The organism is Qipengyuania psychrotolerans (assembly GCF_019711355.1).
Classification (GTDB): domain Bacteria; phylum Pseudomonadota; class Alphaproteobacteria; order Sphingomonadales; family Sphingomonadaceae; genus Qipengyuania; species Qipengyuania psychrotolerans.
In genome coordinates, this window is record NZ_CP081297.1 from 402,579 (window position 1) to 423,178 (window position 20,600).

Below are 20,600 nucleotides of genomic sequence, written 5' to 3' on the forward strand. Positions count from 1 at the left end.
CTTTCTCTATGTTCGCATGGCTTATTGTTCGTCCGGGACGGTCCGCAATTGCCGTGAGTAGAACCAGCCGATCCCGATCAGGCTCGCTCCCAGGGCAAGGAAGCTTGCAATCTGGACCAGCCCTTCCAGCCCGGCTGTATCGAAGCCGAAAACCTTTATGGCCGCGCCGGTCATCAGGACCAGCGAGCCGACCCGCCAGGTCCGTTCACCGCGCCTGCTGCCGATCAGCAGGAAGACGATGGCCAGCACGATTGCGACCAGCGATCGCAGCAAATCCTCGGCCTGCGACATGGGATCGTCGGGCAAATAGCTGCTCGCGAAGATTTGCCGTAGCAGCGTGATCGCCCCAAGCGTTGCCAGCGCCATGACCGCTGCATCGATATAGCGGCGCAGTCGTGGTTGCCATAGGCGCAGCGAAAGCAGTGTGCCGATTGCCAGCGCGAAGGTGGCAAGCGCCAGATTGGCAACGGGGACCTGCCCGACTGCCTGCATCGCAAACAACGGATTGTGCCAGAAGCCGGTAAACCAGGCGAAATGCGCCAAAGACAGCGCCGCCAGAATGCTCGCCAGCAGGGGGCTGGCTTTCCATCGGCCCATACCCGTGGCCGCGCCCCATGCGAGTGCGAGCATAAGCGCTTCGAATAGCGTTCTTTCAGCGAGGCCTGTCTGTTCGAATGCAGTCACAGTCTCGATAGCGAAGATCTGTTTGAACAGGACGTGCAGCGCGATGAAACCGACTGGCAGCGCGGCCCAGTAAGCTGGAATAGTGATCTCGGTGAACCGGGTGGTCGTGATCCGTGCAGCAGCAAGTGCCAGCCCAAACGGCAGGATAAAGCCGAAGGTCTCGCGCAGCCCCGGAAGATCGCCGAGCATGAACGGGTCCCCGGAAAGTGCACCAATACCCCCCTCGGCCCACGTTCCCAGTGGAGGGAGCGCCCACATCGCGGTCGTCAATACGAAAGCAAGAACGGCCCCTTCGCGTTCCGAATGCTTCCAGCGAAGTCCAAGGGCCATCACACCCGCAAGCCATGCATTGGCAATTGGCGGCAGGACCTGTGCGAGCGCGCAAAACAGCACGATCGCGGCCAGGAATTCCGCAACGGATCTCGGCAAGCGATTTTTCAGGAAAAATGCCAATGCGGCCAATGGTGCGCCAGCGACAAGCCATCGGAGCAAGGCTAGATAATCGGGCGCATCCATTCCTCGGAAGATCGCCATCAACTCGCTTGAGCCTGCATCCGTGCCCGGCAGAAGCGCCACTGGAACGACGGCAAAGAGCCAGCCGACCGACGCGAGTGCGGAGTTTTCCAAGAGGCGGTGTCGCAAGAGGTACACCAGCGCGATGCCGATGATGCCGGTCGCAATCGGCATGGACCATTCCGGCAAAAGCTTGTCTGCCGCGAGCGCCAGCAGAAAGCTCGCCGATGCGAGATTCACTGCGAGGGTTTCAGGTTCGCCCCTTCGCCACAGCAACTTCGATGCTGCGGCCGGGATGATTGCAAGAACGGCGCTGGCCATACCCTGAAACAGCCCGGGGCTTTCGAGGTGCCACAGGCTCGCCGCCGTCGTCAGGCCCAGCAGCGAGGGGACGGCAGCGACCGTCACGCGGTCGACAATATGGTCGGTGCCGCGGCTCAGGTGGAGGAGCGGGATCCCGGCAAACACGGCCGCCAGCGCGGTGAGGACCAGGCCGAAGGAAACCAGATCCGGCGATGGCCAGAAGCCGAGCAGCAAAATGCCTATGGCGGCCGCAATAGCGCTGCCGGGGCGGATGTCCTCGCGGCGCCAACCGAACCAGGCGAGGGTGCTGGCAAGGAGCAGGTAGAGGCCCCACGTCAAAGGCGAGTATCCGCCCTCGTTCACCAGAACCGCCAGTTGCAGCGAAGCGATCGCCGCCGAAGCCAGTCGCAAGGGTTGTTCGAACCGGGTGGTCGTCATGACCGCGGGCAGGATTGCCCCCAGCAGCACGAAGAACAACCCCAGAGCGACGATGTCGAGGGCCGAAAACCCGCTTCCGGTCAGGAGCAATCCGCCCCATCCAAGCCCGCCGATCAATGCGGCAAGGCCCAGCCAGGGCCTGCGTTGCCGGTTGCCGGTCTGCGTCAATCCGCCTGTGACCAGCGCGAGATACAGAGCGAGCAGCGGAAGGTTGGCCTCGTCGCTGCCGACAAGGGCCGGAGCAGCAAAGCCGCCCACGAGGCCGAGTACCGCGCTCGGCAGGCCGAAGCGATAAGACAATGCAATGGCTAGCGCGGTGACCCCCGCAAGCCCGAGGAAGGCAATGGTTTGCCCGATCAGTGCGTATTGCGTGCCGGCCAGATAGAAGCCTGCGTACAGTGTCGCGAGGCCGGCGCCGGCCAGAGCCTGGCAAACGCGTTCGTCGCCGACCCGGTCCGCATTCCGGTAGGCTGCCTCCGCAGCGCCGAGCAGACCAATGCCGAACAGGAATGACAGCGCCACACGAACGACCTGCGTCAACAGCCCCTGTTCGATGGAATAGCGCACGGCCAGGACGCCGGTAACCGCCAGCGTAACTCCGCCTGCCCAGATTGGCAGCTTGCGGCCGAACACATCCTCGAAATCCAGTGCGAAACGCGGGCCGCTTCTGGGTTCATCGAGATCAGGCGCGTCCAAGTCCTCGGGCGGAACCTCCTCCACTTCTTCCGGCGCTGGAGGCGCAGAAGCGAGTTTCACGGAAGAGGGAACAGAGACTGTTTTCGCAGCGGCAGGCGCCGCAGCCTCCCGTTCCATCGGCGGGACTGGTTGTTCATCGGGAAGGGGTTCTGCCGTACGCCCCATTCTCAGCAGGTGCAGCACGTGCTCGAGCGAGCCCTCCAGCCCCTCAATCTGCTGCTTCAATAGCCGCAGTTCGCCGCGCTGGTAGAATGCGACCCCAAACAGGACCAGGATCAATAGCCAGTCCATCTAGCCCCTCCTTAAGGTGCCTAGGCTAGCGAATGGGACCTGCGAAACAAGCGCTTATCAAATTCCTCCGGGGGTAAATTCGAAGCCCGCCTGCGACAGGCGCTCGCAAAGTTCGGCCATGCAGGCATCAAGTGCAGCGCGGTCGGTCGACCGAACCACGAAGTTCGAGCCGACTTTACCCTCCCGGAAGAACGGATAGCTGCCGATCTGGCAATTCTCATGCGCCTGTTCGACTTCGCGCAGTTCGGTGGAAATTTCGCTTTCAGGGATGAAGCCGCCAACTGTCTCGCTCAGCAGCGGCTCGCCGCCTTCCAGCGTGCCGGTCAGCGCATCGAGCATTCCGGCTGTAATGTGGGGCACCCCGGCCATGAGGTGGAGGTTGCCGATCTTGATACCCGGTGCGCCTGACATACGGTTCGGGATCAGCTCGCCGCCTTCGGGCACGCGGGCCATGCGCAAGCGGCCTTCGGTCAGCCCGCCCTTGTCCGCATAGTAACGCTCGAGAATAGCGCGCGCTTCGGGATGGATGACGACACCTACGCCAAGAGCCTTTGCGACTGCGTCGACGGTAATATCGTCGTGGGTCGGGCCGATACCCCCTGTGGTGAACGTGTAATCGTATGCCTCGCGCATCGCGTTGACCGCATCGGCGATCGTGTCGATCACATCGGGGACGACACGCACTTCGGTGAGGCGGATGGCCTGTACCTGAAGCCAGCTGGCGACCTGCGCGATGTTCTTGTCATGCGTGCGGCCGGACAGGATTTCGTCGCCGATGACGACGAGGCCTGCGGTATAGATGCGTTTGTTCATGCGGGCAGGGTTAGGCGGGCTTGCCGCAGAATGCTACTCCGCAGCTTCGAGCGTTTCGTCCGAGCTGCGCGAATTGGAGCCTTTCCGGCGAAGTGCAAGGATCCCGTCGTCGACCGGTTCTTCGCGCATCTGTTTGCGATCAAGGACATATTCCTGATTGAGACGCCACGGATACCCCACGGCATTCTTTGGCATGATGTGCTTGCCGCGCTGGATGTAGCCCGAGGAGAAGTCGAAGATATCGTCCTCTTCCAGCCCATGGTCTTCCGGAAGGACAGGCATGGCGATGTCGACACCCTTGGCTTCCATTTCGTTGAGCACACGGCAGACGTAGTCGGAATTTATGTCCGCGCGCAGGGTCCAGCTGGCGTTGAGATAACCGAAGACCACCGCGAGGTTCGGCACGTTCGAGAACATGCAGCCCTTGTAGTAAAAGCGCTGTGCGAAATCGACGGGTTCCCCTTCTATGGAAACCTTGATCTTGCCTACCAGGGCCAGCTTCAGGCCGGTTGCGGTGACCACGATATCGGCCGGAAGGAAGCTGTCGTCCTTCAGCCTGACGCCACCTTTTTCGAACGCCTTGATGTGGCCTGTGACGACATCGGCCTTGCCGCCCTTGATCGCTGCGAAAAGATCGTCGTCCGGCACCAGGCACAGGCGCTGGTCCCATGGATTGTATGGCGGGGTGAAAGGCGTCAGGTCATAATCCTGGCCCATCGACTTGCGGATGCGCTTGTGCAGGCCGTCCTTCACCTTCTGCGGCTTGTTGCGGGCCATCTTGAAGCTGAAGTCCTGCATCTTGATGTTTTTCCAGCGCGTGATCCGGTAAGCCAGTTTTTCTGGCAGGACTTTGCGAAGGAAATTTGCCACTGCATCCTTGGCCGGGCGCGAGAACATCCAGGTCGGCGTGCGCTGCAGCATCGTTACCTTGGCCGCTTTCTTGGCCATCGACGGTACGATCGTGACGGCGGTGGCGCCGGATCCGATCACCACGACCTGCTTGCCGGCATAATCGAGATCTTCGGGCCAGAACTGCGGATGGATAACCTGGCCTTCGAATTCTCCGAAATCGAAGCCGGGATCATAGGGCTCGTCGTAATCGTAATAGCCCGAGCCGAGGTAGAGCCAGTTTGCGGTCAGATGCTTGCGCTCGCCATTCTCGGCCTCGACCGTGACGTGCCAGCGCGCATCTGCACCGCGCCAATCGGCGGCGATGACCTTGTGGCCGAACCGGATGTGCCGGCGGATGTCCCGCTCGTCCGCGATCGTGTCGAGGTAGTCGAGAATCGCAGGTGCATCGGCGATCGACTTTTCGTGCTTCCAGGGTTCGAAATCGAAGCCCAGAGTATGCATGTCGCTGTCCGAGCGGATGCCCGGATACCGGAACAAATCCCACGTGCCGCCAAGGTTATCCCGGCGCTCCAGAATCGCGTAGCTGCGTGACGGAGATTTCTCCGTCATGTGGGCCGCCATGCCGATCCCAGAAATGCCGGCACCAACAATAAGGACGTCGAAATCGGTCGCGCGGTCGCTCATCGGTCTTTCTCCCATGAGGCAAGACTAACTCAACTTCTCGAAATGCGCTAGCCTCGGTTTTCTTTCGCAACTCGATTTCATCGCGGCAATGCCGTAGGGGCCATCTGCCAGACGGAGCTGCACGCGTTGTCCCTATCATTTTACGGTCTGCTCATCGTACCCGAAAACGGCGAGAGAACAGCGAACCTGCCTTCCGGAAAATCGCCGCTCGACATCTATTTGCGGTGCGGTGCGCAAAGCGCCAGATCCTTTGCGCATTTCGGTTATGATTGGACTCTGATTTCCGATCGTCCGGAATTGCTCGCCGAACGGTGCAAGGCCTTGGGGATCGAAACTCCCCCGTTGCGGGGCGCAGAGTTCTCGCTTGATGTTCCCGCCGACATTCCATTCCGTGCGGCACACCATAAACTCGAATTGATCGAGAAATTCGGGACAGGCGAATTTGGGAGCAGGGCGGCGCTGGTCGACCTCGACACGGTATGCGTGCGCCCGATTGACGAGCGATTTTGCGTGATCGACGGAATTGCAGGGTACCGGCTAGGGGCCGATGAGGGGATCGAATGTGCCGACGAGCGCTTGGCCGATAGCCTCGCGATCCTGCTCGGTGACAGTTTTCGGAAGGAATGGTGGGGTGGTGAATTCCTGATCGGCGATAGCGTATCGTTCGCCAGGCTGGCCGAGGATATCGCCGCGTTGTGGACTGTCTATCTGGCGCATTGGCAATCCATGCTTCACGCAGGCGATGAGATGGTTTTGGGGGCGGCATTGCAGCGGTTTGAAAGCCGTGGTGGCTCGCTCGTCGACGTGCGGGACACGGATACGATCGCCCGGTATTGGACCTCTCGCACCAGGCATAGACCCCGGCCGTTTCGCGATCTGGATGCTTCCGCGATCCTGCATTTGCCTGCCGATAAGGAATTCCTGTCCGCATCGCTGGACGGGTCCTTCGAACCGGACCGCTTCCGGAAGAAGCTGGACCGCCATGTCAAAGGCAAGATCAATCGGCGAAAGTTGCTGAGCTTTGCTCGGCGTGACGGGTTGATGCGGCCTCGCTACCGCTGATCTTTCGTCTGGCTGGCGAGGCTCCGGCGGCGCTCGGCCGGTGACTGGGCCAGAAACTCGCTCACCGGCTGGTTCCAATCGTGGACATGTGCGCCCCTGGCGGGACCGAGCAGCCGCTGCGCCAGAACAACCATCAGTAGCGGGCCCAGATAGAACGGCATCTGCCGCGCAAATGTCAGCAGGGTCCCGTCCCGCAGCACATTGAATGCGGTCGCGATCAGCAGGGCATAGGCCAGGTGCGCAAGAGGGGTCGCTCTTCTCGTGAGCAGCCAGACGAAAAGATAGGCATAAAGCATCGCGAAAAAGAGCGTCTGGATCACCACCCCGACATAGCCGAGCGACAACCAGCCCGCACCCGGCAACGAGGCGGTCATTCCGATAGGGCGCCCATAATCCCACAGCGAAAAATTCTGGATCGGCGGGCCGACAGGTTTATCCTTCCATAGCGCCCGGGGCACCGGTTCGGTGAAGACCTGCAAGTTGCTGGCGAAATAGTCATAGGTGTTGCTGCGCTGCGGGACCGCGTAAACGACGTATTCGAAATACTCGAGATTGGCGAAGTCCATGCCTTCAAGCGGAGCGAGTTCGGCGTCCTGCGTATAGGTCACCTCCGCACCTCCGCCGAGCACGCCTCGCAAGGAGGCACCCCGGTCGAGTACCAGCTGTCCGAATGCCAGCGCCGCGACACAGGCCAGCGCCATGACGCGCCAATCGAACCAGCGCCTGCGCATCTCGAGCAGCGCCAGAATGCCGATAGCGCTGGCCGCATAAATGATAGGGCCGCGGATCCCGGTGCCTCCCTGCAGCAGCATGAAAACGCCGAAGAATGCCCAGCTCCACCAACGGTAGCGGGCGAGCCAGATGATCATCACGGTTATGGGTGCCAAAAAAAGCGAGGCATCAGTCAACCAGCCAACGCCGCCAATGTTGATTGCCGTGCCCGTTGCCGCGTCGCGGATCATTGATCCGAACTCCTCGGAACGCTGCTGCCAGTTTTCCAGCAATGACCAGACAGCAAGCGGGCTGAGAAGAGCGGCTACGACGATAATCGGTTTCGTCAGGCTGGCCCGTGCACGGGCGAAAACTTCGTCGTCCAGCGGTGCGGGGGGCTCTTTCGCAATGTAGAGGGATGACGCGACGAACACCACCATGGCAAGGTTCGCGGCCAGGATGACCGTTATCTTGTCGCTGATCGACGGCATGAACTCGAAAAGGCGATAAACGAAATTGAAGTCGTAAATCCGCGCCACGATCGGGCGGATAACGAAAATGAACCCGTGAAAGGCCAGATAGAATGTCGCAGGATGCATCAGGCCAGCTGCCGGATGCCGCAGATAGGCGATGCTCGTCGCGGCGAAGATGATGGCAGAGGCAAGAAGCAGCAGGTCGTACACAGCGATTTCTATCTAGGCCGCGCGCAAGCAGGCAGGCAAGCGGCTCAGCGCTTTCTCCGCAATTGCCTTGCTGCGCCAGCGATGTCTTCCAGCCTCTCTCGGGATACGAGCATTCGCAGGAACGCCCCGAAGGACAGATCGAGCTTGCGCAGGCTATCACGCACTGCAGGCACCAATTGGCAGGCTTCGGCCGCAACCAATGGGATGAGGATCACGGCCAATCTGCCGCCCCATGCGGCCAGCACGGCGGCCAGCAGCAAAGCCGCCGCCGAACCTGTCAGATACACCAGGACGACGCGCGTATGGGCATTTGATGCAGTGAGGAGGGCGATTGGCGCTGCCGAAAGCGCGCGAAGCCAGGCGGCAGCCAGGAGGACTATGGCAACGAGAGGGTCGAAGCGTGTCTGGCTGAGGCTGTAGAGATCCTGCAGCCAAGGGCCGAAGCACAGCAGGAAAGCGGAAAAGGCCGCTGCAAACAGGAGGGAAACGACTGTCATGGTCGCCAGCAGGCGGCGCTGGATGGCTTCCTTTGGACCCTGAATATACCCGCTCTCGTAGAACTGCATGGTGTACGTCAGGTTGGTGAACAGGTCCAACAGGCGGGTGAATGTCCGGGTTACGACGAAGCTGGCCAGCAAGGCCGCTCCGAACGTTGCGCCCAGCAGCAGGACATAACCTTGCAGGTTCAACCCGAATATCAGCGGCACCAGCATGAAGGCAATCGAGGGCTTCCACAGGCCGTCTAGGCTGGCCCTAAGCGAACCGCGCCCAGCCTCGAACATTTGCGGCGCGAGACGCCGTGCTTGGATGAAGATCAAGGCTGCGCTGATGCACCGCGTGATGCCAAGCGCCATGGCGAGCACGGCGAAGCTTTCAGACTGTGTCACGCACGCGGCGATGACTGCGATCTCGATCAGGGCAGCTAGATTATAGAGCGCGATGTGGTCGGGATATCGCCCGGCAGCCCGGTACGGGATTTCCGCCACCGCCATCTGGCTGGTGGCAAAGATGTAAAGCGCAAGCCAGCCCAATGTCGCGGGCAAATCGCCTGCTTGGGCGGCGGACAATGCGGGCATGACTGGAACAAGCCAGAAGAAGCCGACTGCGAAACAAGCGACCAGAATCCCGGTCGACAGGCTTGAAATGGCCCATGCTGCGCGAAAATCTGCCCGGGCGCGGGGTTGATCTCCATCCTGGACCGCAGCCAGCGCGGCATTCCCGCCAGCACCAGCAAAGCCATTCCCGACCAGTCCCAGATAAGCAGGCACCGCGAACAGGACGAGCCATGCGCCGATCCGGTCCGCGCTCCAATTCGCGAAAAACAGCGGGAGAGTCGCAAACTGGACTGCGATCCTCGTGGCCAATGTCACCAGGTTCGCCGCCACGCCTCTCAGGATGCGTTTCCGGTTGCTCAAGCTTCGTATTCCCGGCGCAGGAGTTTTCGCCCCGCCGCCTTGGCGAGATCCACCCCGCCTTGCGCGAGCGACAGCAGCCTCGAACGCACTTTTTCGCGGGCTGCGTGCGCCTCCCACTCAAGATATCGGGCCGATATCGGGCCCTCGAGGACGTCGACCCAATGATCTGCAATTCTTGGGACCGTGAACGCCTCAGCCTCTGCGGCACCGGCGCGGACCAGCTGATCGTAGAGATGCGGATCAGCCTGTAACCGGCAGATTTGTTCGATCACTTCGCCCGGCGTTGCGGCCTGGAGGTAATTTTCGCCGGGTGTGCCGATCTGCATGAAAGCGGAATCGTTGCCGCCAATGAAAGGCACACCGGCCATCCATGCGTTGATGAGCTTGTTGGCCGGTTTCCTCGAATGGCGGCGAGTGTCGAAGCTGCGAATGCCGACGGCGACGTCGATCTTCGAGAAATCGTGCCAGCGATCCGCTTGAGGTGCGTAGAATTCGAGTCCCCGTTCGGCGAGAAGTGCACGCCAGGTCTCATCGCCCCCGGCCAGATTGCCATCGATCTTTCCGAAGAAGCCGATGCGGCTGATGCCGCTGCGGCCTGCATCGCGGGGTATGATCCTGGCTTGCGGCCAGAGCGGTACGACATGGGCATCGTGGCCAAGCAGGTCGCGGTTCTGCTGCAGATGGAACCGCGCCCATGCGACCCGGGGATAGTCGGCCTGGATCGACACATCGAAAATGCCGGGCCTCCAGCCTCGCCGCGACAGGGTCTTGGCCTTGGAGAGGTTGATACGCCCGGGTACCGCTTCGGTGGACAGCTCAATGCCGCCATATCCCGCTTCGCGCAGGCGGCAGAAGGTCTGTACCGTCCAGCAAAGATCGCCATTTTCCGCGAAGGCGCGCAGCACCTCCGGCTCGCGGGCTAAAATTGCTTCGAAGTCCTTCGCCTCGACTGCTGCTTGCGCGCCGAACCGCCCATTGTGGACGAAGCGCACCGGGGCAGGAGTGGAAAGACGCCGCGATCCGCTTGAGATTATGGTCTCGGCCATCAGACCATGACAGCCCCCGGGGGGAGCTATTTTTCGCTTTGCGACATGAATTCGACAATGTGGCTCATGACGCTGGGATGCAGCTTCGTTACGAATTCTGCGCCGACGATGTTATCTTCACGCCACCTGACGTGCGCCGGGATGGGGCCGATGTTGCCAAGTTTGACAAGCACTTCCGTGCCGACTTTCAGAATCGAGAACTTGTCGAAGAACCGGCAGCCGGTTTCCGAGATGTCCTTGATCCAGACATCGCGTGAACCGCCTTCGCGCGCCCGGTAGGCCCCGGCGACTTGTACCAAATGACGGTCTTCGCGTCTGTTTTCCATTCTATCCCTCGTCAATCGGCCCGTTTTGTATTCTCACGGCTTGTACCAAGGTGCAAGCATGGGCTGGCTTTACTCTACAATCGTTTCAGCTAGCTATACGTGCAAGCGCCGAGGGAGCGTTGGAGAGTTATGAGCAATAGCAGGCCGCACCGGGTTACGTCGATCGACGTGGCCGAAAAGGCAGGGGTAAGCCAGTCCACCGTGAGCCGCGCTCTGTCTGGCTCGGAAACCATCACTGAGGCTACGCGCCGCCGGGTCGAACAGGCAGCTGCCGACCTCGGCTATCATGTAAACATGCGCGCGGCAGGCCTGCGCAAAGGTGAGACCGGTAGCATCGCCATCGTTGTTATCGGACGTGAAGGGCAGGGGCCTGCCGCGATCAATCCGTTCTATTACAGCCTTCTGGGCAGCACCTGCGCCGCTGCGGCGGAACGCGGGTATGAAGCGCTGGTATCTTTTCAGGCGAAGGAAGACGAACTCTTCGGTCATTATGTGGCGCGCCGCCAGGCTGACGCGGTGGTGGTGATCGGGACCGCCATGAACGCGGGTGCATGGGACTATTTCCGCCAAGTTGCCGGTGAAAGCCGGTCCATCGCTTTTTGGGGCTCGCCCTTCGACGACGCTGTTTGGGTTCGCTCCGACAATATGGCGGGCGGCAGGCTCGCCGTAGAGCGGCTGGTCAAGGGCGGCGCGAAGGATATCGTTTTTGTCGGCGACCCCAACTCGTCACAGAAGCAGTTCCGCGAGCGCTTTGAAGGGTATCAGGCCGCGATGCAGGCGGCTGGTCTCGAGGAACGTCCCGCGTTCGTCTCGGTCGGATCTGACCGGGTTTCGCAAGGGCGCAACGCGATCATTCGGCTGACCGAAAGCGGTGCCGCGTTCGACGGCCTGTTCTTTGCCTGTGATGCAATGGCGCTCGGCGCTCTGGAGGAACTCGCACTGCGCGATGTCAACGTGCCGAACGCTGTCGGGGTCGTGGGCTTCGACGGCTTGGGCTCCGGTGAGTTTTCGAATCCGCCGCTCACCACGGTCGAGCCCGATTTCGCCGAAGCGGGGCGCCTGCTGATCGAAACCGCCCTTGCCAATGAGGGTGATCGGGCGGAGCGGCGCGTGCCTGTGAGGCTGGTTGAACGCTCAAGCGTCAAATGATCTACGACGTTCGTCGAACACCGATTTGCAAAGCATGAGTGTGCACGTCTAAGCCCCTCCCAAAGTTCAGGGAGAGAGACTGTCATGAAATCTAGCATTGCTTCCGCACTCGCACTGGTGCTGTGCGCCTCGGCCGCGAATGCGCAAGACCCGCAGCCAAGCCCCAATCCGGTCGAAGAACAGGAAGTCGACGCCTCTCAGGACGATCTTCCCAAAGAGGGCAGCGGCGAGGCGGTCGATGCGGCTCCGGCGACTGTGCCGATTGCCGGCGACGAAGCCAGCGATGCGAAATGGGATGTAATGGCTCCCGGCAACGCGGTCCTCACGGATGTGCCCATCCGTACCGACGAGGGCACCTGGATGGATGTCGATGTGTCGCCCGATGGCCGCACGCTCGCCTTCGCTCTACTGGGCGATATTTACACCATGCCGATTTCCGGCGGCACTCCGACGCGCATTGCCGAAGGTCTGGCGTGGGAAGTGCAGCCGCGTTTTTCGCCTGATGGCAACCGAATTGCATTTACCTCAGATCGCGGTGGCGGTGACAATATCTGGATCATGAACCGTGACGGTTCGGACAAGAAGCAGGTCACCAAGGAAGACTTTCGCCTGATCAACCAGCCAAGCTGGTCGCCGGACGGACGCTACATCGTGGCCAAGAAGCATTTCACGACCGAGCGCAGCCTCGGCACCGGAGAGGTGTGGCTTTATCATGTGTCCGGCGGAGGCGGTGTAAAGCTCGTCAAGCGGTCGAATGAGGCACTGCAGAAAGAACTGGGCGAGCCGATCTACGCGCCCGATGGCAATGCGATCTATTACACTCGCAACGTCACCTCGGGCCCGATCTTCGAATATGCGCAGGATTCGAACGCCGGAATTTTCCGGGTCGAGAAATACGAAATCGATACCGGAGAAGTGACAACTGCCATCGGCGGTTATGGCGGCGCGGTTCGTCCGACGCCTTCGCCCGATGGGAAAAGCATCGCCTTCGTCCGGCGCGACAAGGACCAGTCGCAGCTCTGGGTAAAGGATATCGCCAGCGGGCGCGAGCGCATGGTCTACGGCCAGCTCGACCTTGATATGCAGGAGACCTGGGCGGTCTACGGCGTCTATCCGATGATGGACTGGACGCCCGACAGCAACAGCATCGTGACCTGGGCAGGCGGCAAGCTGTGGCGGGTTGCCGCAGACGGTTCGGGTGCGGCAAACATTCCGTTCAGCGTCGACGACACCCGCGCGGTCGCAAAGGCCCCGCATCCGGTCATCGATGTCGCGCCTGACACCTTTACTGCCAAGATACCCCGGTTCGCCACCGTCTCGCCTGACGGCCGCACGATTGTCTTCGAAAGCCTCGGCAAGCTTTACACCAAGCCGGTCGGCAGCGACGCCGCCCCTCGGCGGCTAACGTCCGCTGACAGCGAGCAGCTGGAGCTGTGGCCCACATGGTCGCGTGACGGTTCGCGGATCGCGTTTGTCCGCTGGAGCGACAGCGATCTTGCGCGGATTGTGACGGTCGATGCGCGGGGCCGGGGCGAACGGGTCATTACCAGCCAACCGGGTCACTATGCAGTGCCGCAGTTCTCGCCTGACGGCCGCACAATCGTGTTCGAGAAACGTGGCGGAGGGTATCTCACCTCACCCGATTACTCGGAAAACGAAGGCGTTTACTCCGTGTCTGCTGCTGGCGGCACGCCGAGGATGATCACGCGCAATGGATCTGACCCGCAGTTCGGCAGTGACGATGATCGCCTGTTCATGCTCGCCCGTGCTGATGGTAATCTCCAGCTCATCTCGAGCGATCTGAACGGAGAGGCGCGCCGCGTCCACGCACAAGGTGAATTGGCGAATGATTTCCGCGTCAGCCCGCGCGGAGACTACGTGGCATTCCGCCAGAACTACGAAGTGTTCGCCATGCCCCTGCTACCTGGCGGCCAGGCGGTCACGGTAGGTGAAAAGGCGAGCTCTTTGCCTGTCACCAAGGTCAGCACAGGCGGCGCCGATTACATCGGCTGGGCTGAGAACGGTTCGACGCTGCATTGGTCGATGGGGCCCGCGCTCTATCGCGCCAGCACCTCGGCCCTCACACCGGCCGCACCGCAGGACAAGGAAGCGCCCAAATTCACGCCGCCTGACAGCGGCACTTCGCTTGCGCGGATCATTCGCGCAGACAAGGCGAGCGGCATGGTCGCTATCACCGGAGCGCGTATCCACACGATGGCAGGCGAGGGTGCCGGTACCATCGAGAACGGGACTATCCTGATCGACGGTGACCGCATTGCCGCCGTGGGCCCGGCTGCGAGCATCGATGTTCCGGCAGGCGCAACGATAGTCGATGCAGCAGGCAGTACGGTCATTCCAGGGCTGGTTGATGCCCATGCTCACGGAGCGCAAGGGACGGGCGATCTCGTCCCGCAGCAGAACTGGTCGCTGGTCCAGAACCTGGCGATGGGAACCACCACGATCCACGATCCGTCATCCTCGGCCAGCATGATTTTCGCAGCGTCTGAGCGTCAGCAGGCCGGAAGCTTGCTGGGCCCGCGCATCTTCTCGACCGGCGAGATCATTTACGGCGCGAAGTCGCCGGGAGTGTACGCGCGCGTCGACAGCTATGACGATGCCCTGGCGCATGTTCGCCGGATCAAGGCCCAGGGCGGAATTTCCGTCAAGAACTACAACCAGCCGCGCCGCGAGCAACGCCAGCAGGTCGTTGCCGCTGCTCGCGAGGAGAATATGCTGGTTGTCGCCGAGGGCGGTTCGCTGTTCGGTATGGATATGAACCTGATCGCCGACGGGAACTCGACGCTGGAGCACAATATCCCGCTCGACGTGATGTATGAGGACGTCCTGCAGATGTTCGGCCAGTCGGATACCAACTACACTCCGACACTGGTGGTCACTTATGGCGGCCTTGCTGGTGATCCGTACTGGCGCCAGGCGACGGATGTCTTCGACAATCCGTTGCTGGTCCATACGCCGCCCAAGATGCTGTTGGCGGGGAATGCGCGCCGCACCAAGGCTCCCGATTGGGCGTTTGTGGATGACAATTCGGCGCGCGAGGCAAAGAAGCTTGCCCAGCGCGGCGTCAAGGTCAGCATCGGCGCGCACGGCCAGCAGGCCGGCATCGCTGCGCATTGGGAACTATGGAGCTTTGCGCGGGGCGGAATGAGCAACGTCGAGGCGCTTCGTGCCGGCACGATCGAGCCTGCTCGCTCGCTGGGTATGGAACGAGATGTCGGCAGCCTCGAGGTTGGCAAACTTGCCGATCTCGTGATCCTGACGGCCGATCCAGCTCAGGACATCCGCAACTCGGATGACATCGCGCAGGTCATGCTTGGCGGCCGCCTGTATGATGCGCGCACCATGAACGAAGTGGAAACCGGCGATACCCGCCGCAAACCGTATTGGTGGGAATAGTAGTCCAGCGCCGAGCGCCAGGCTGAGCGAAAGCTCAGCCTGCGCGTACCTTGGCAAGGAACGAGTCCACGCGGCTTCGCAGCGAGGATGCCTGACCTTCAAGGTCCTTGGCTGACGACAAAACCTGGCTGGCCGAAGCGCCGGTTGCAAGGCTGGTGTTGCGCATCGTGTCGATGTGCCCGCCAACTTCGTCGGTACCGCGTGCTGCAAGGTCGATGCTGCGTGCGAGGTCCTGACCGGCAACCGATTGCTGGTCCACGGCGCTGGCAATCGAGATTGCCGTGGTTTCGAGCTGCTTGATTTGTGAGCCGATTGAACGAAGCGCGTTCACGCTGTCACCGGTCGAATTTTGCATGGTGCGGATCTGGTCTGCGACTTCTTCAGTGGCGCGGCTGGTCTGTGCGGCCAGTTCCTTGACCTCGCTGGCGACGACGGCAAAGCCGCGGCCAGCTTCACCGCCGCGTGCAGCCTCGATCGATGCGTTGAGAGCGAGCAGGTTGGTACGCTGTGCGATCGACTGGATCAGCTCAACAATCTGGCCCACCTGATCGGCAGAACTGGACAATGTGGAGATGGTCTGGTCGGCGCTTTCCGCATCGTCGGCCGCCTTGCGGGCAAGCTCTGCGGAGTGCGATGCCTGACGGCTGATCTCGCCAATCGACATGGCAAATTCGTCTGAAGCGGCCGCTGCAGCGGTCACGCCGCTCGATGCCTGATCCATGGCGCCGCTGACTTCTGCAGCCTGCGTCGAAGCCATTTCGGCTGTTACGGCCATCTCTTCTGCGGTACGGTTTAGCTGGCTCGAAGCCGCGGCAACGCCGGATACAACCTCGCCAATTTCCTGTTCGAAACTTCTGGCAAGAAGTGCGATTTCCCTCTGGCGGCGTTCTGTGCTTTCTTTTCGTCCGGCGAATAGTTCATCAAGCTTGTGACCCGTCTTCGTGAAAAGCTCCAACGACCGAGCGAGCTGTCCGATTTCGTCGGGGCGGTTCGTTCCGGCAACGGTGATGTCGCGCTTGCCCTGGCCCAACCGGTTCATGTCTTGAACGATATCGTTGAACGGCTCGATGACGTTCTTGATAATCACGAAAGTCGATACACTGGCACCAACAGAGCCGATGATTGCAGCGATGATGATCGTGGTGGTCGCGAAGTCCGACCATGCGGGGTTATTGAGGCCCAGCAGCGCGACGAGGGACACGAGCAGAAGGGTTCCAAGCGAGAAAGCTGTGGCGACCAGAGCCTTTGTTTTGAGGGTCCGGCTCATGAACCACGAAACGACAGCCGATCGGTAATCGGACTTGTGTGCAAGTTCGACCTCGATTGCCGAGATTTCGTTAACCAGGTCTTTGTCGAGGAAACCGGTCTGCGCATCCATGGTAGTGATACTCCGCGTGATTTCCTCAAGGCTTACGCCAAGATGGTTTATTAGGGGTTAAGGAGGATCGGAAAGAAAATGCGAGTAGGCGGATAATCGGATTTGCTCACGCAACCTTGGCGTGAGGATCGCTGTCATCCCGGCTTTGCGCGCCGATGGGGCGGTTGAGGTGCTGGGGAATTTCGCCAGCTGGCATTGCCTTGAAATAGAGCCAGCCCTGGATTTGGTCGCAGCCAGCTGCCCGGACCATGTCAGCCTGTTCTTCCGTTTCGACGCCCTCGGCCGTGACGTCCATATGCATCGCCCGAGCGACGGTGATGCTCGAGAGCATCATGGCGCGGCTCGCGTCATCTTCGCCGGCCTGGACGACCAGGCTACGGTCCAACTTCAGCTTCTCGAAGCGGAACTGGCGAAGGAAGCCGATCGAGGCATATCCGGTCCCGAAATCGTCGAGCGCGACGCGCACGCCAAAGCCGCGAATAACCGCAAGGCTGCGTTCGGCCACGATCGGATCAAGCACAAGGCACGTTTCCGTGATTTCGAGCTCCAGCCGCTCTGGATCGAAGCCCGTTTCTTCAAGAATATGGCCAAGGTGGATAGGGAATTCCGGGTTGCGCAGCTGCGCTGCCGAAATGTTCACGGATAGCGTGATGTCGTCCCAGGCAAGCGCATCCTGACAAGCCTGACGCAGGACCCACAGGCCGATTGCGTTGATCAGTCCGGATTCCTCAGCAACGGGAATGAAGATGTTCGGCCCGACGTGCTTACCGTCCGGGCGCTGCCAGCGAAGCAGGCATTCGACCGCGACGACTTTGCGTGACGTGGTATCGACCAGCGGCTGGTAGTTCAGGCAGAACTCCCCGTTGGTCAGCGCGGAGCGGAGCTCATCGTCCATTTCCTTGAGCTGTTCGCGGCTATGGTCGAACGCTTCGCTGAACCACGTACAGCGCATCTTGCCGGCGCGTTTGGATACATACATGGCGACGTCCGCGCGGCGGAGCAGCTCGCTTGAACCTACCGTGTCGTAGGGAAGCCTGCGCGCCAGACCGATGCTGGCACCAAGCGTGAGCCGGCGGTCATCGACAGCGACCGGCTTGGCCAGCCTTTCAATGATGCGGCGGCAGATACCTTCGAGAAGTGTGCCGGCCAGATTACCGGACATGAAAATCGCGTACTCATCGCCTCCAAGGCGATGAACAAGGGCATTCCCTTCGCAAATTCCCTCGAAAATCCGGCCGACTTCCTTGATCGCCTGATCGCCGACCGAATGGCCATAGTGATCGTTGAGAAGTTTGAAGCCATCGAGATCGATTAGGGCAAGCGCGACTTCCTGCTGCGTCCGCACTTCACTCTGAATGCCTCCATGAAGCGCTCGGCGGTTGGGAAGCATCGTCAGGCTGTCGGAATTGCTGATGCGCTCCAGGCTCGCCAGATGGCGATAACCCAGCAGGCCAAAAAGAGTGATCGCGGCGGCAAAAGCTGCGCCGCCCAGCATGAAAACGATCACGAGATCGGCAGCATCGGCCGCGAACAGGCCGGAAATTGCCGTGGCACCAACAATTAGCCCAAGCACGGCGAGAGGAGCGAACAGCAGCACGCGTGTATCGTGACGGGTCTTGTCACTCTGATGTGTCACGCAGATGCTCCTCGAAGCGTGAATCTAATTCCAGACCAACCGCCATACGGTACATTCGCTAAGGAACAGTAAACCGGGCGTTTACCTTCAAGCGAAGGATGCCGGGTTCCGGGAACGCCGGATCATCCCGCTCGCAAGGCAGCTGGTGTCGGCCGGCTGTAAAATTTACGGGCTGGAACACTGTCAGTGTTGGCCTTGTACAATCCGGCGCCGAGCTCCGAAGATACGAACCGGTCTGTCTGGCCGACGACTGTCTCGCCCGAACCCAGCATCAAATAACCGTCATCGTTCACTGCGCTTGCCAGCCGCTCGAATGCGGCTTGGCGAACGTCAGGTGCAAAATAGAGCAGCACGTTCCTGCACAGTACGAGGTCGAAATTGCTCGGGGAAGGGGGGTAGTCGAGCAGGTTCTGCTGGCCGAACCGGGTCATGGCGCGGACCTTGTCGCAAACCTGCCAACCGCCCTTTGTTTCATCGAAGAAGTTGAGCATCTGCGCAACGGAGATGCCGCGCTGGATTTCGAACTGCGAATAGGTCCCGCTCTTGGCCTGCTCGATGGCCTTGCCTGAAATGTCCGTGCCGACGATATCGATGGTCCAGTCCTGCCAGCGTCCAGGTTGCTCGGCGAAGATCATCGCCAGGCTGAGCACTTCCTGTCCGGTCGAACAGCCTGCCGACCAGATGGTCAGCTTCCGGCTGTCAGCGCGTTTTCGGGCAAGCTCCGGTAAGAGCACGTTGGCGAGGGTGTCGAAATAGGCATGATCGCGGAAAAAGTATGTTTCATTATTCAGCAGGGCTTCGACAACCCGTGTTGCCAGCCGGTGTTCGCCCGGCCTCTCGAGCATGCAGGCCAGCTGGTCCACATTCTCGATCCCGATTTCACGGAACAGTCCCGCAAGGGCTGTGGAGATGCGCCAACGGCGACTTTCTGTGAGTTGTTGGCCTGTACGCGATGTCAGGAGATCGGCGATGATGCGGTGCGAAGCGTCGTCTATCGCCATGCCTGCGCTCCGGCACTGGCCAGGATCGTCTCGGCCAGTCGTTCGGGCGGTAATGCTGCCGTCGTCAGTCCCATTTCGGTGACGGCGCGCGGCATCCCCCACACGGCGCAGCTTTGCGCGTCCTGCGCGTAAATCGATCCGCCGGCCTTCGCGATCGCTTCGGCACCTTCGGTACCATCGCGTCCCATGCCTGACAGAAGCACACCGGCGACTTCGCCGTCATAGGCTTCGGCGAGCGTTTCGAACATCGGATCGACGGAAGGCAGGCAACCGCTTTTGACCGGGTGATAAGCCAGACCGGTGACCACATGCGAACCCTTGCGGCGCACGACCATGTGACCGTGTCCCGGTGCAATCACTAGCTTGCCAGCTTGAATCTCGACATTTTCATCTGCCAGGACGGCCTCTCGCCCCGATGCCATCTCCATCTGCCGCGCGAACACCGGAATGAAGCTGGAAGGCAGGTGCTGGGTGATCAGGATGGGAAGCTGGAAGTCCTTCGGCATCTTGCGCAGGAACAGGTTCAGCGCGTGGATGCCGCCAGTCGAGGCGCCAATTGCGATGACCTGCGGGCGTTTACCGGCGCGGCGCGAAGCTGGCTTCGCGTTCGCACGCCTGGTTTCTTCGGGGCCCATCCCCTTGAGCGCGCGAATCTTGCCAAGAAGCTGGTCCCGGTAATCGTCGTTAAAGCCGCCTGGACGCGGCTTCAGCATCGTATCCGCAGCGCCGGTACGCAGCGCTTCGACGGTGTGTTCCGCACCTTCGGCAGTCAGCGAGGAGATCACCAGGATCTTGGTGGAGGGCGATTGCGCCAGCATTTTGGGCAGGGCTTCGAGCCCTCCCATGCCGGGCATTTCGAGATCCAGCATGATCACGTCGACCTGCCTTACGCGAAGTTCCTCCAGGCCTTTTTCAGCGGTGCTGGTTGCAGCAACCACATTGATGTCGGCTTCCTTGGCGAGCATGCGCGAAAAAACGGTACGCACGGTCAACGAATCGTCGACCAGCATGACCTTTATCCGGCCATCCTCCGCCTCGGCTTCGGGAATTTCATCGGTTTTTGGGCGTAGGGCCGCGACCATTTCGCTGCTCCCGCTCAGGCCATGCCGACAAGCTGGAGCTTGATCTGCAGGGTTTCATGATCGAACGGCTTCATGACGTATTCGTCAGCCCCGGCACTGATGGCTTCGCGGATATGCGCGACATCGTTTTCGGTAGTGCAGAACACGACCTTGGGCTTGTCGCCGCCTTCGCTCTTCCTGAGCTGGTTGATGAACTCGATGCCGGTCATGACGGGCATGTTCCAGTCCAGCAGGATGACATCGGGCATGCTTTCAAGGCATTTCTCGAGGCCTTCCTTACCGTTCTCCGCCTCGTCGACGGAAAATTCGAGCGATTCCAGAATATGCCGCGAAACCTTTCTGATTACGCGCGAATCGTCGATGATGAGGCAGGTCTTCATGAGTAGGTTCCTTGAGTTTCAATCCGCATCATAAACATGAGCG

Annotated in this window: 15 protein-coding genes; 3 read left to right on the top strand and 12 right to left on the bottom strand. The window is 60.8% G+C overall.

Annotation, left to right across the window (positions count from 1 at the left end; genetic code table 11):
• Window positions 1–21: 21 nt before the first annotated feature.
• The 3 genes from K3166_RS01945 to K3166_RS01955 are packed head-to-tail and all read right to left on the bottom strand — an operon-like array spanning window position 22 to window position 5,274.
• On the bottom strand, window positions 22–2,925 hold the full coding sequence (locus K3166_RS01945; protein ID WP_221423035.1) for a DUF2339 domain-containing protein: 2,904 nt from the start codon (window positions 2,923–2,925) through the stop codon (window positions 22–24).
• 57 nt (window positions 2,926–2,982) lie between these two features.
• Entirely contained in the window at window positions 2,983–3,738 is a 756-nt protein-coding gene (locus K3166_RS01950) for a competence/damage-inducible protein A (RefSeq protein WP_221423036.1), read from the bottom strand.
• A 33-nt stretch (window positions 3,739–3,771) separates the two neighbouring features.
• The gene (locus K3166_RS01955) at window positions 3,772–5,274 is read right to left on the bottom strand and encodes a flavin-containing monooxygenase (protein ID WP_247714692.1); all 1,503 of its coding nucleotides are present in this window, start codon (window positions 5,272–5,274) and stop codon (window positions 3,772–3,774) included.
• Window positions 5,275–5,400: 126 nt separating this feature from the next.
• Here K3166_RS01955 and K3166_RS01960 point away from each other — a divergent pair, with 126 nt between their 5' ends.
• Window positions 5,401–6,336, top strand: a complete 936-nt coding sequence (locus K3166_RS01960) for a hypothetical protein (protein ID WP_221423038.1) — start codon at window positions 5,401–5,403, stop codon at window positions 6,334–6,336.
• Here the strand turns inward: K3166_RS01960 and K3166_RS01965 are convergent.
• Genes K3166_RS01965 through K3166_RS01980 form a run of 4 tightly spaced genes read right to left on the bottom strand, consistent with a single transcriptional unit; the run spans window position 6,327 to window position 10,517 of the window.
• Window positions 6,327–7,730 carry an O-antigen polymerase gene (locus tag K3166_RS01965; RefSeq protein WP_221423039.1) on the bottom strand — a complete coding sequence of 468 codons (1,404 nt, stop codon included), beginning with the start codon at window positions 7,728–7,730 and terminating at the stop codon, window positions 6,327–6,329. The two genes, K3166_RS01960 and K3166_RS01965, sit on opposite strands and share 10 nt — an antisense overlap.
• 44 nt (window positions 7,731–7,774) lie before the next feature.
• Window positions 7,775–9,145, bottom strand: coding sequence for a hypothetical protein (locus K3166_RS01970; RefSeq protein ID WP_221423040.1), 1,371 nt, complete (start codon window positions 9,143–9,145; stop codon window positions 7,775–7,777).
• Window positions 9,142–10,191: a glycosyltransferase gene (locus K3166_RS01975; protein ID WP_221423041.1), complete on the bottom strand. Its 1,050-nt coding sequence runs from the start codon at window positions 10,189–10,191 to the stop codon at window positions 9,142–9,144. Before K3166_RS01975 ends, K3166_RS01970 begins: the two co-directional genes overlap by 4 nt.
• A gap of 26 nt (window positions 10,192–10,217) precedes the next feature.
• The gene (locus K3166_RS01980) at window positions 10,218–10,517 is read right to left on the bottom strand and encodes a PilZ domain-containing protein (protein WP_221423042.1); all 300 of its coding nucleotides are present in this window, start codon (window positions 10,515–10,517) and stop codon (window positions 10,218–10,220) included.
• A gap of 129 nt (window positions 10,518–10,646) precedes the next feature.
• Here K3166_RS01980 and K3166_RS01985 point away from each other — a divergent pair, with 129 nt between their 5' ends.
• Both K3166_RS01985 and K3166_RS01990 read left to right on the top strand, forming a co-directional pair.
• Window positions 10,647–11,666: a LacI family DNA-binding transcriptional regulator gene (locus K3166_RS01985; RefSeq protein ID WP_221423043.1), complete on the top strand. Its 1,020-nt coding sequence runs from the start codon at window positions 10,647–10,649 to the stop codon at window positions 11,664–11,666.
• An 84-nt stretch (window positions 11,667–11,750) separates the two neighbouring features.
• The gene (locus K3166_RS01990) at window positions 11,751–15,080 is read left to right on the top strand and encodes an amidohydrolase family protein (RefSeq protein WP_247714693.1); all 3,330 of its coding nucleotides are present in this window, start codon (window positions 11,751–11,753) and stop codon (window positions 15,078–15,080) included.
• A 34-nt stretch (window positions 15,081–15,114) separates the two neighbouring features.
• Here K3166_RS01990 and K3166_RS01995 read toward each other — a convergent pair whose 3' ends face one another.
• The 5 genes from K3166_RS01995 to K3166_RS02015 all read right to left on the bottom strand — a co-directional run bounded on the left by K3166_RS01995 (window position 15,115) and on the right by K3166_RS02015 (window position 20,557).
• Window positions 15,115–16,458: a methyl-accepting chemotaxis protein gene (locus K3166_RS01995; RefSeq protein WP_221423044.1), complete on the bottom strand. Its 1,344-nt coding sequence runs from the start codon at window positions 16,456–16,458 to the stop codon at window positions 15,115–15,117.
• A gap of 106 nt (window positions 16,459–16,564) precedes the next feature.
• Window positions 16,565–18,094, bottom strand: coding sequence for a putative bifunctional diguanylate cyclase/phosphodiesterase (locus tag K3166_RS02000; RefSeq protein WP_247714694.1), 1,530 nt, complete (start codon window positions 18,092–18,094; stop codon window positions 16,565–16,567).
• 122 nt (window positions 18,095–18,216) lie between these two features.
• Complete coding sequence (locus K3166_RS02005; RefSeq protein ID WP_221423045.1) at window positions 18,217–19,095, bottom strand: CheR family methyltransferase; 879 nt, start codon at window positions 19,093–19,095, stop codon at window positions 18,217–18,219.
• Window positions 19,086–20,177, bottom strand: coding sequence for a chemotaxis-specific protein-glutamate methyltransferase CheB (gene cheB, locus K3166_RS02010; protein ID WP_247714695.1), 1,092 nt, complete (start codon window positions 20,175–20,177; stop codon window positions 19,086–19,088). The genes K3166_RS02005 and cheB overlap by 10 nt, the downstream gene beginning before the upstream one ends.
• A gap of 14 nt (window positions 20,178–20,191) precedes the next feature.
• Window positions 20,192–20,557: a response regulator gene (locus K3166_RS02015; RefSeq protein ID WP_221423046.1), complete on the bottom strand. Its 366-nt coding sequence runs from the start codon at window positions 20,555–20,557 to the stop codon at window positions 20,192–20,194.
• Window positions 20,558–20,600 lie beyond the last annotated feature (43 nt).

What these genes read in the sequence shown, in the direction of transcription:
- K3166_RS01985 (WP_221423043.1), top strand. Translation starts at nt 10,647, where the DNA reads ATGAGCAATAGCAGGCCGCACCGGGTTACGTCGATCGACGTGGCCGAA.
- K3166_RS02005 (WP_221423045.1), bottom strand. Translation starts at nt 19,095, where the DNA reads ATGGCGATAGACGACGCTTCGCACCGCATCATCGCCGATCTCCTGACA.
- K3166_RS01975 (WP_221423041.1), bottom strand. Translation starts at nt 10,191, where the DNA reads ATGGCCGAGACCATAATCTCAAGCGGATCGCGGCGTCTTTCCACTCCT.
- K3166_RS01995 (WP_221423044.1), bottom strand. Translation starts at nt 16,458, where the DNA reads ATGGATGCGCAGACCGGTTTCCTCGACAAAGACCTGGTTAACGAAATC.
- K3166_RS02015 (WP_221423046.1), bottom strand. Translation starts at nt 20,557, where the DNA reads ATGAAGACCTGCCTCATCATCGACGATTCGCGCGTAATCAGAAAGGTT.
- K3166_RS01980 (WP_221423042.1), bottom strand. Translation starts at nt 10,517, where the DNA reads ATGGAAAACAGACGCGAAGACCGTCATTTGGTACAAGTCGCCGGGGCC.
- K3166_RS01950 (WP_221423036.1), bottom strand. Translation starts at nt 3,738, where the DNA reads ATGAACAAACGCATCTATACCGCAGGCCTCGTCGTCATCGGCGACGAA.
- K3166_RS01955 (WP_247714692.1), bottom strand. Translation starts at nt 5,274, where the DNA reads ATGAGCGACCGCGCGACCGATTTCGACGTCCTTATTGTTGGTGCCGGC.
- K3166_RS01945 (WP_221423035.1), bottom strand. Translation starts at nt 2,925, where the DNA reads ATGGACTGGCTATTGATCCTGGTCCTGTTTGGGGTCGCATTCTACCAG.
- K3166_RS01990 (WP_247714693.1), top strand. Translation starts at nt 11,751, where the DNA reads ATGAAATCTAGCATTGCTTCCGCACTCGCACTGGTGCTGTGCGCCTCG.
- cheB (WP_247714695.1), bottom strand. Translation starts at nt 20,177, where the DNA reads ATGGTCGCGGCCCTACGCCCAAAAACCGATGAAATTCCCGAAGCCGAG.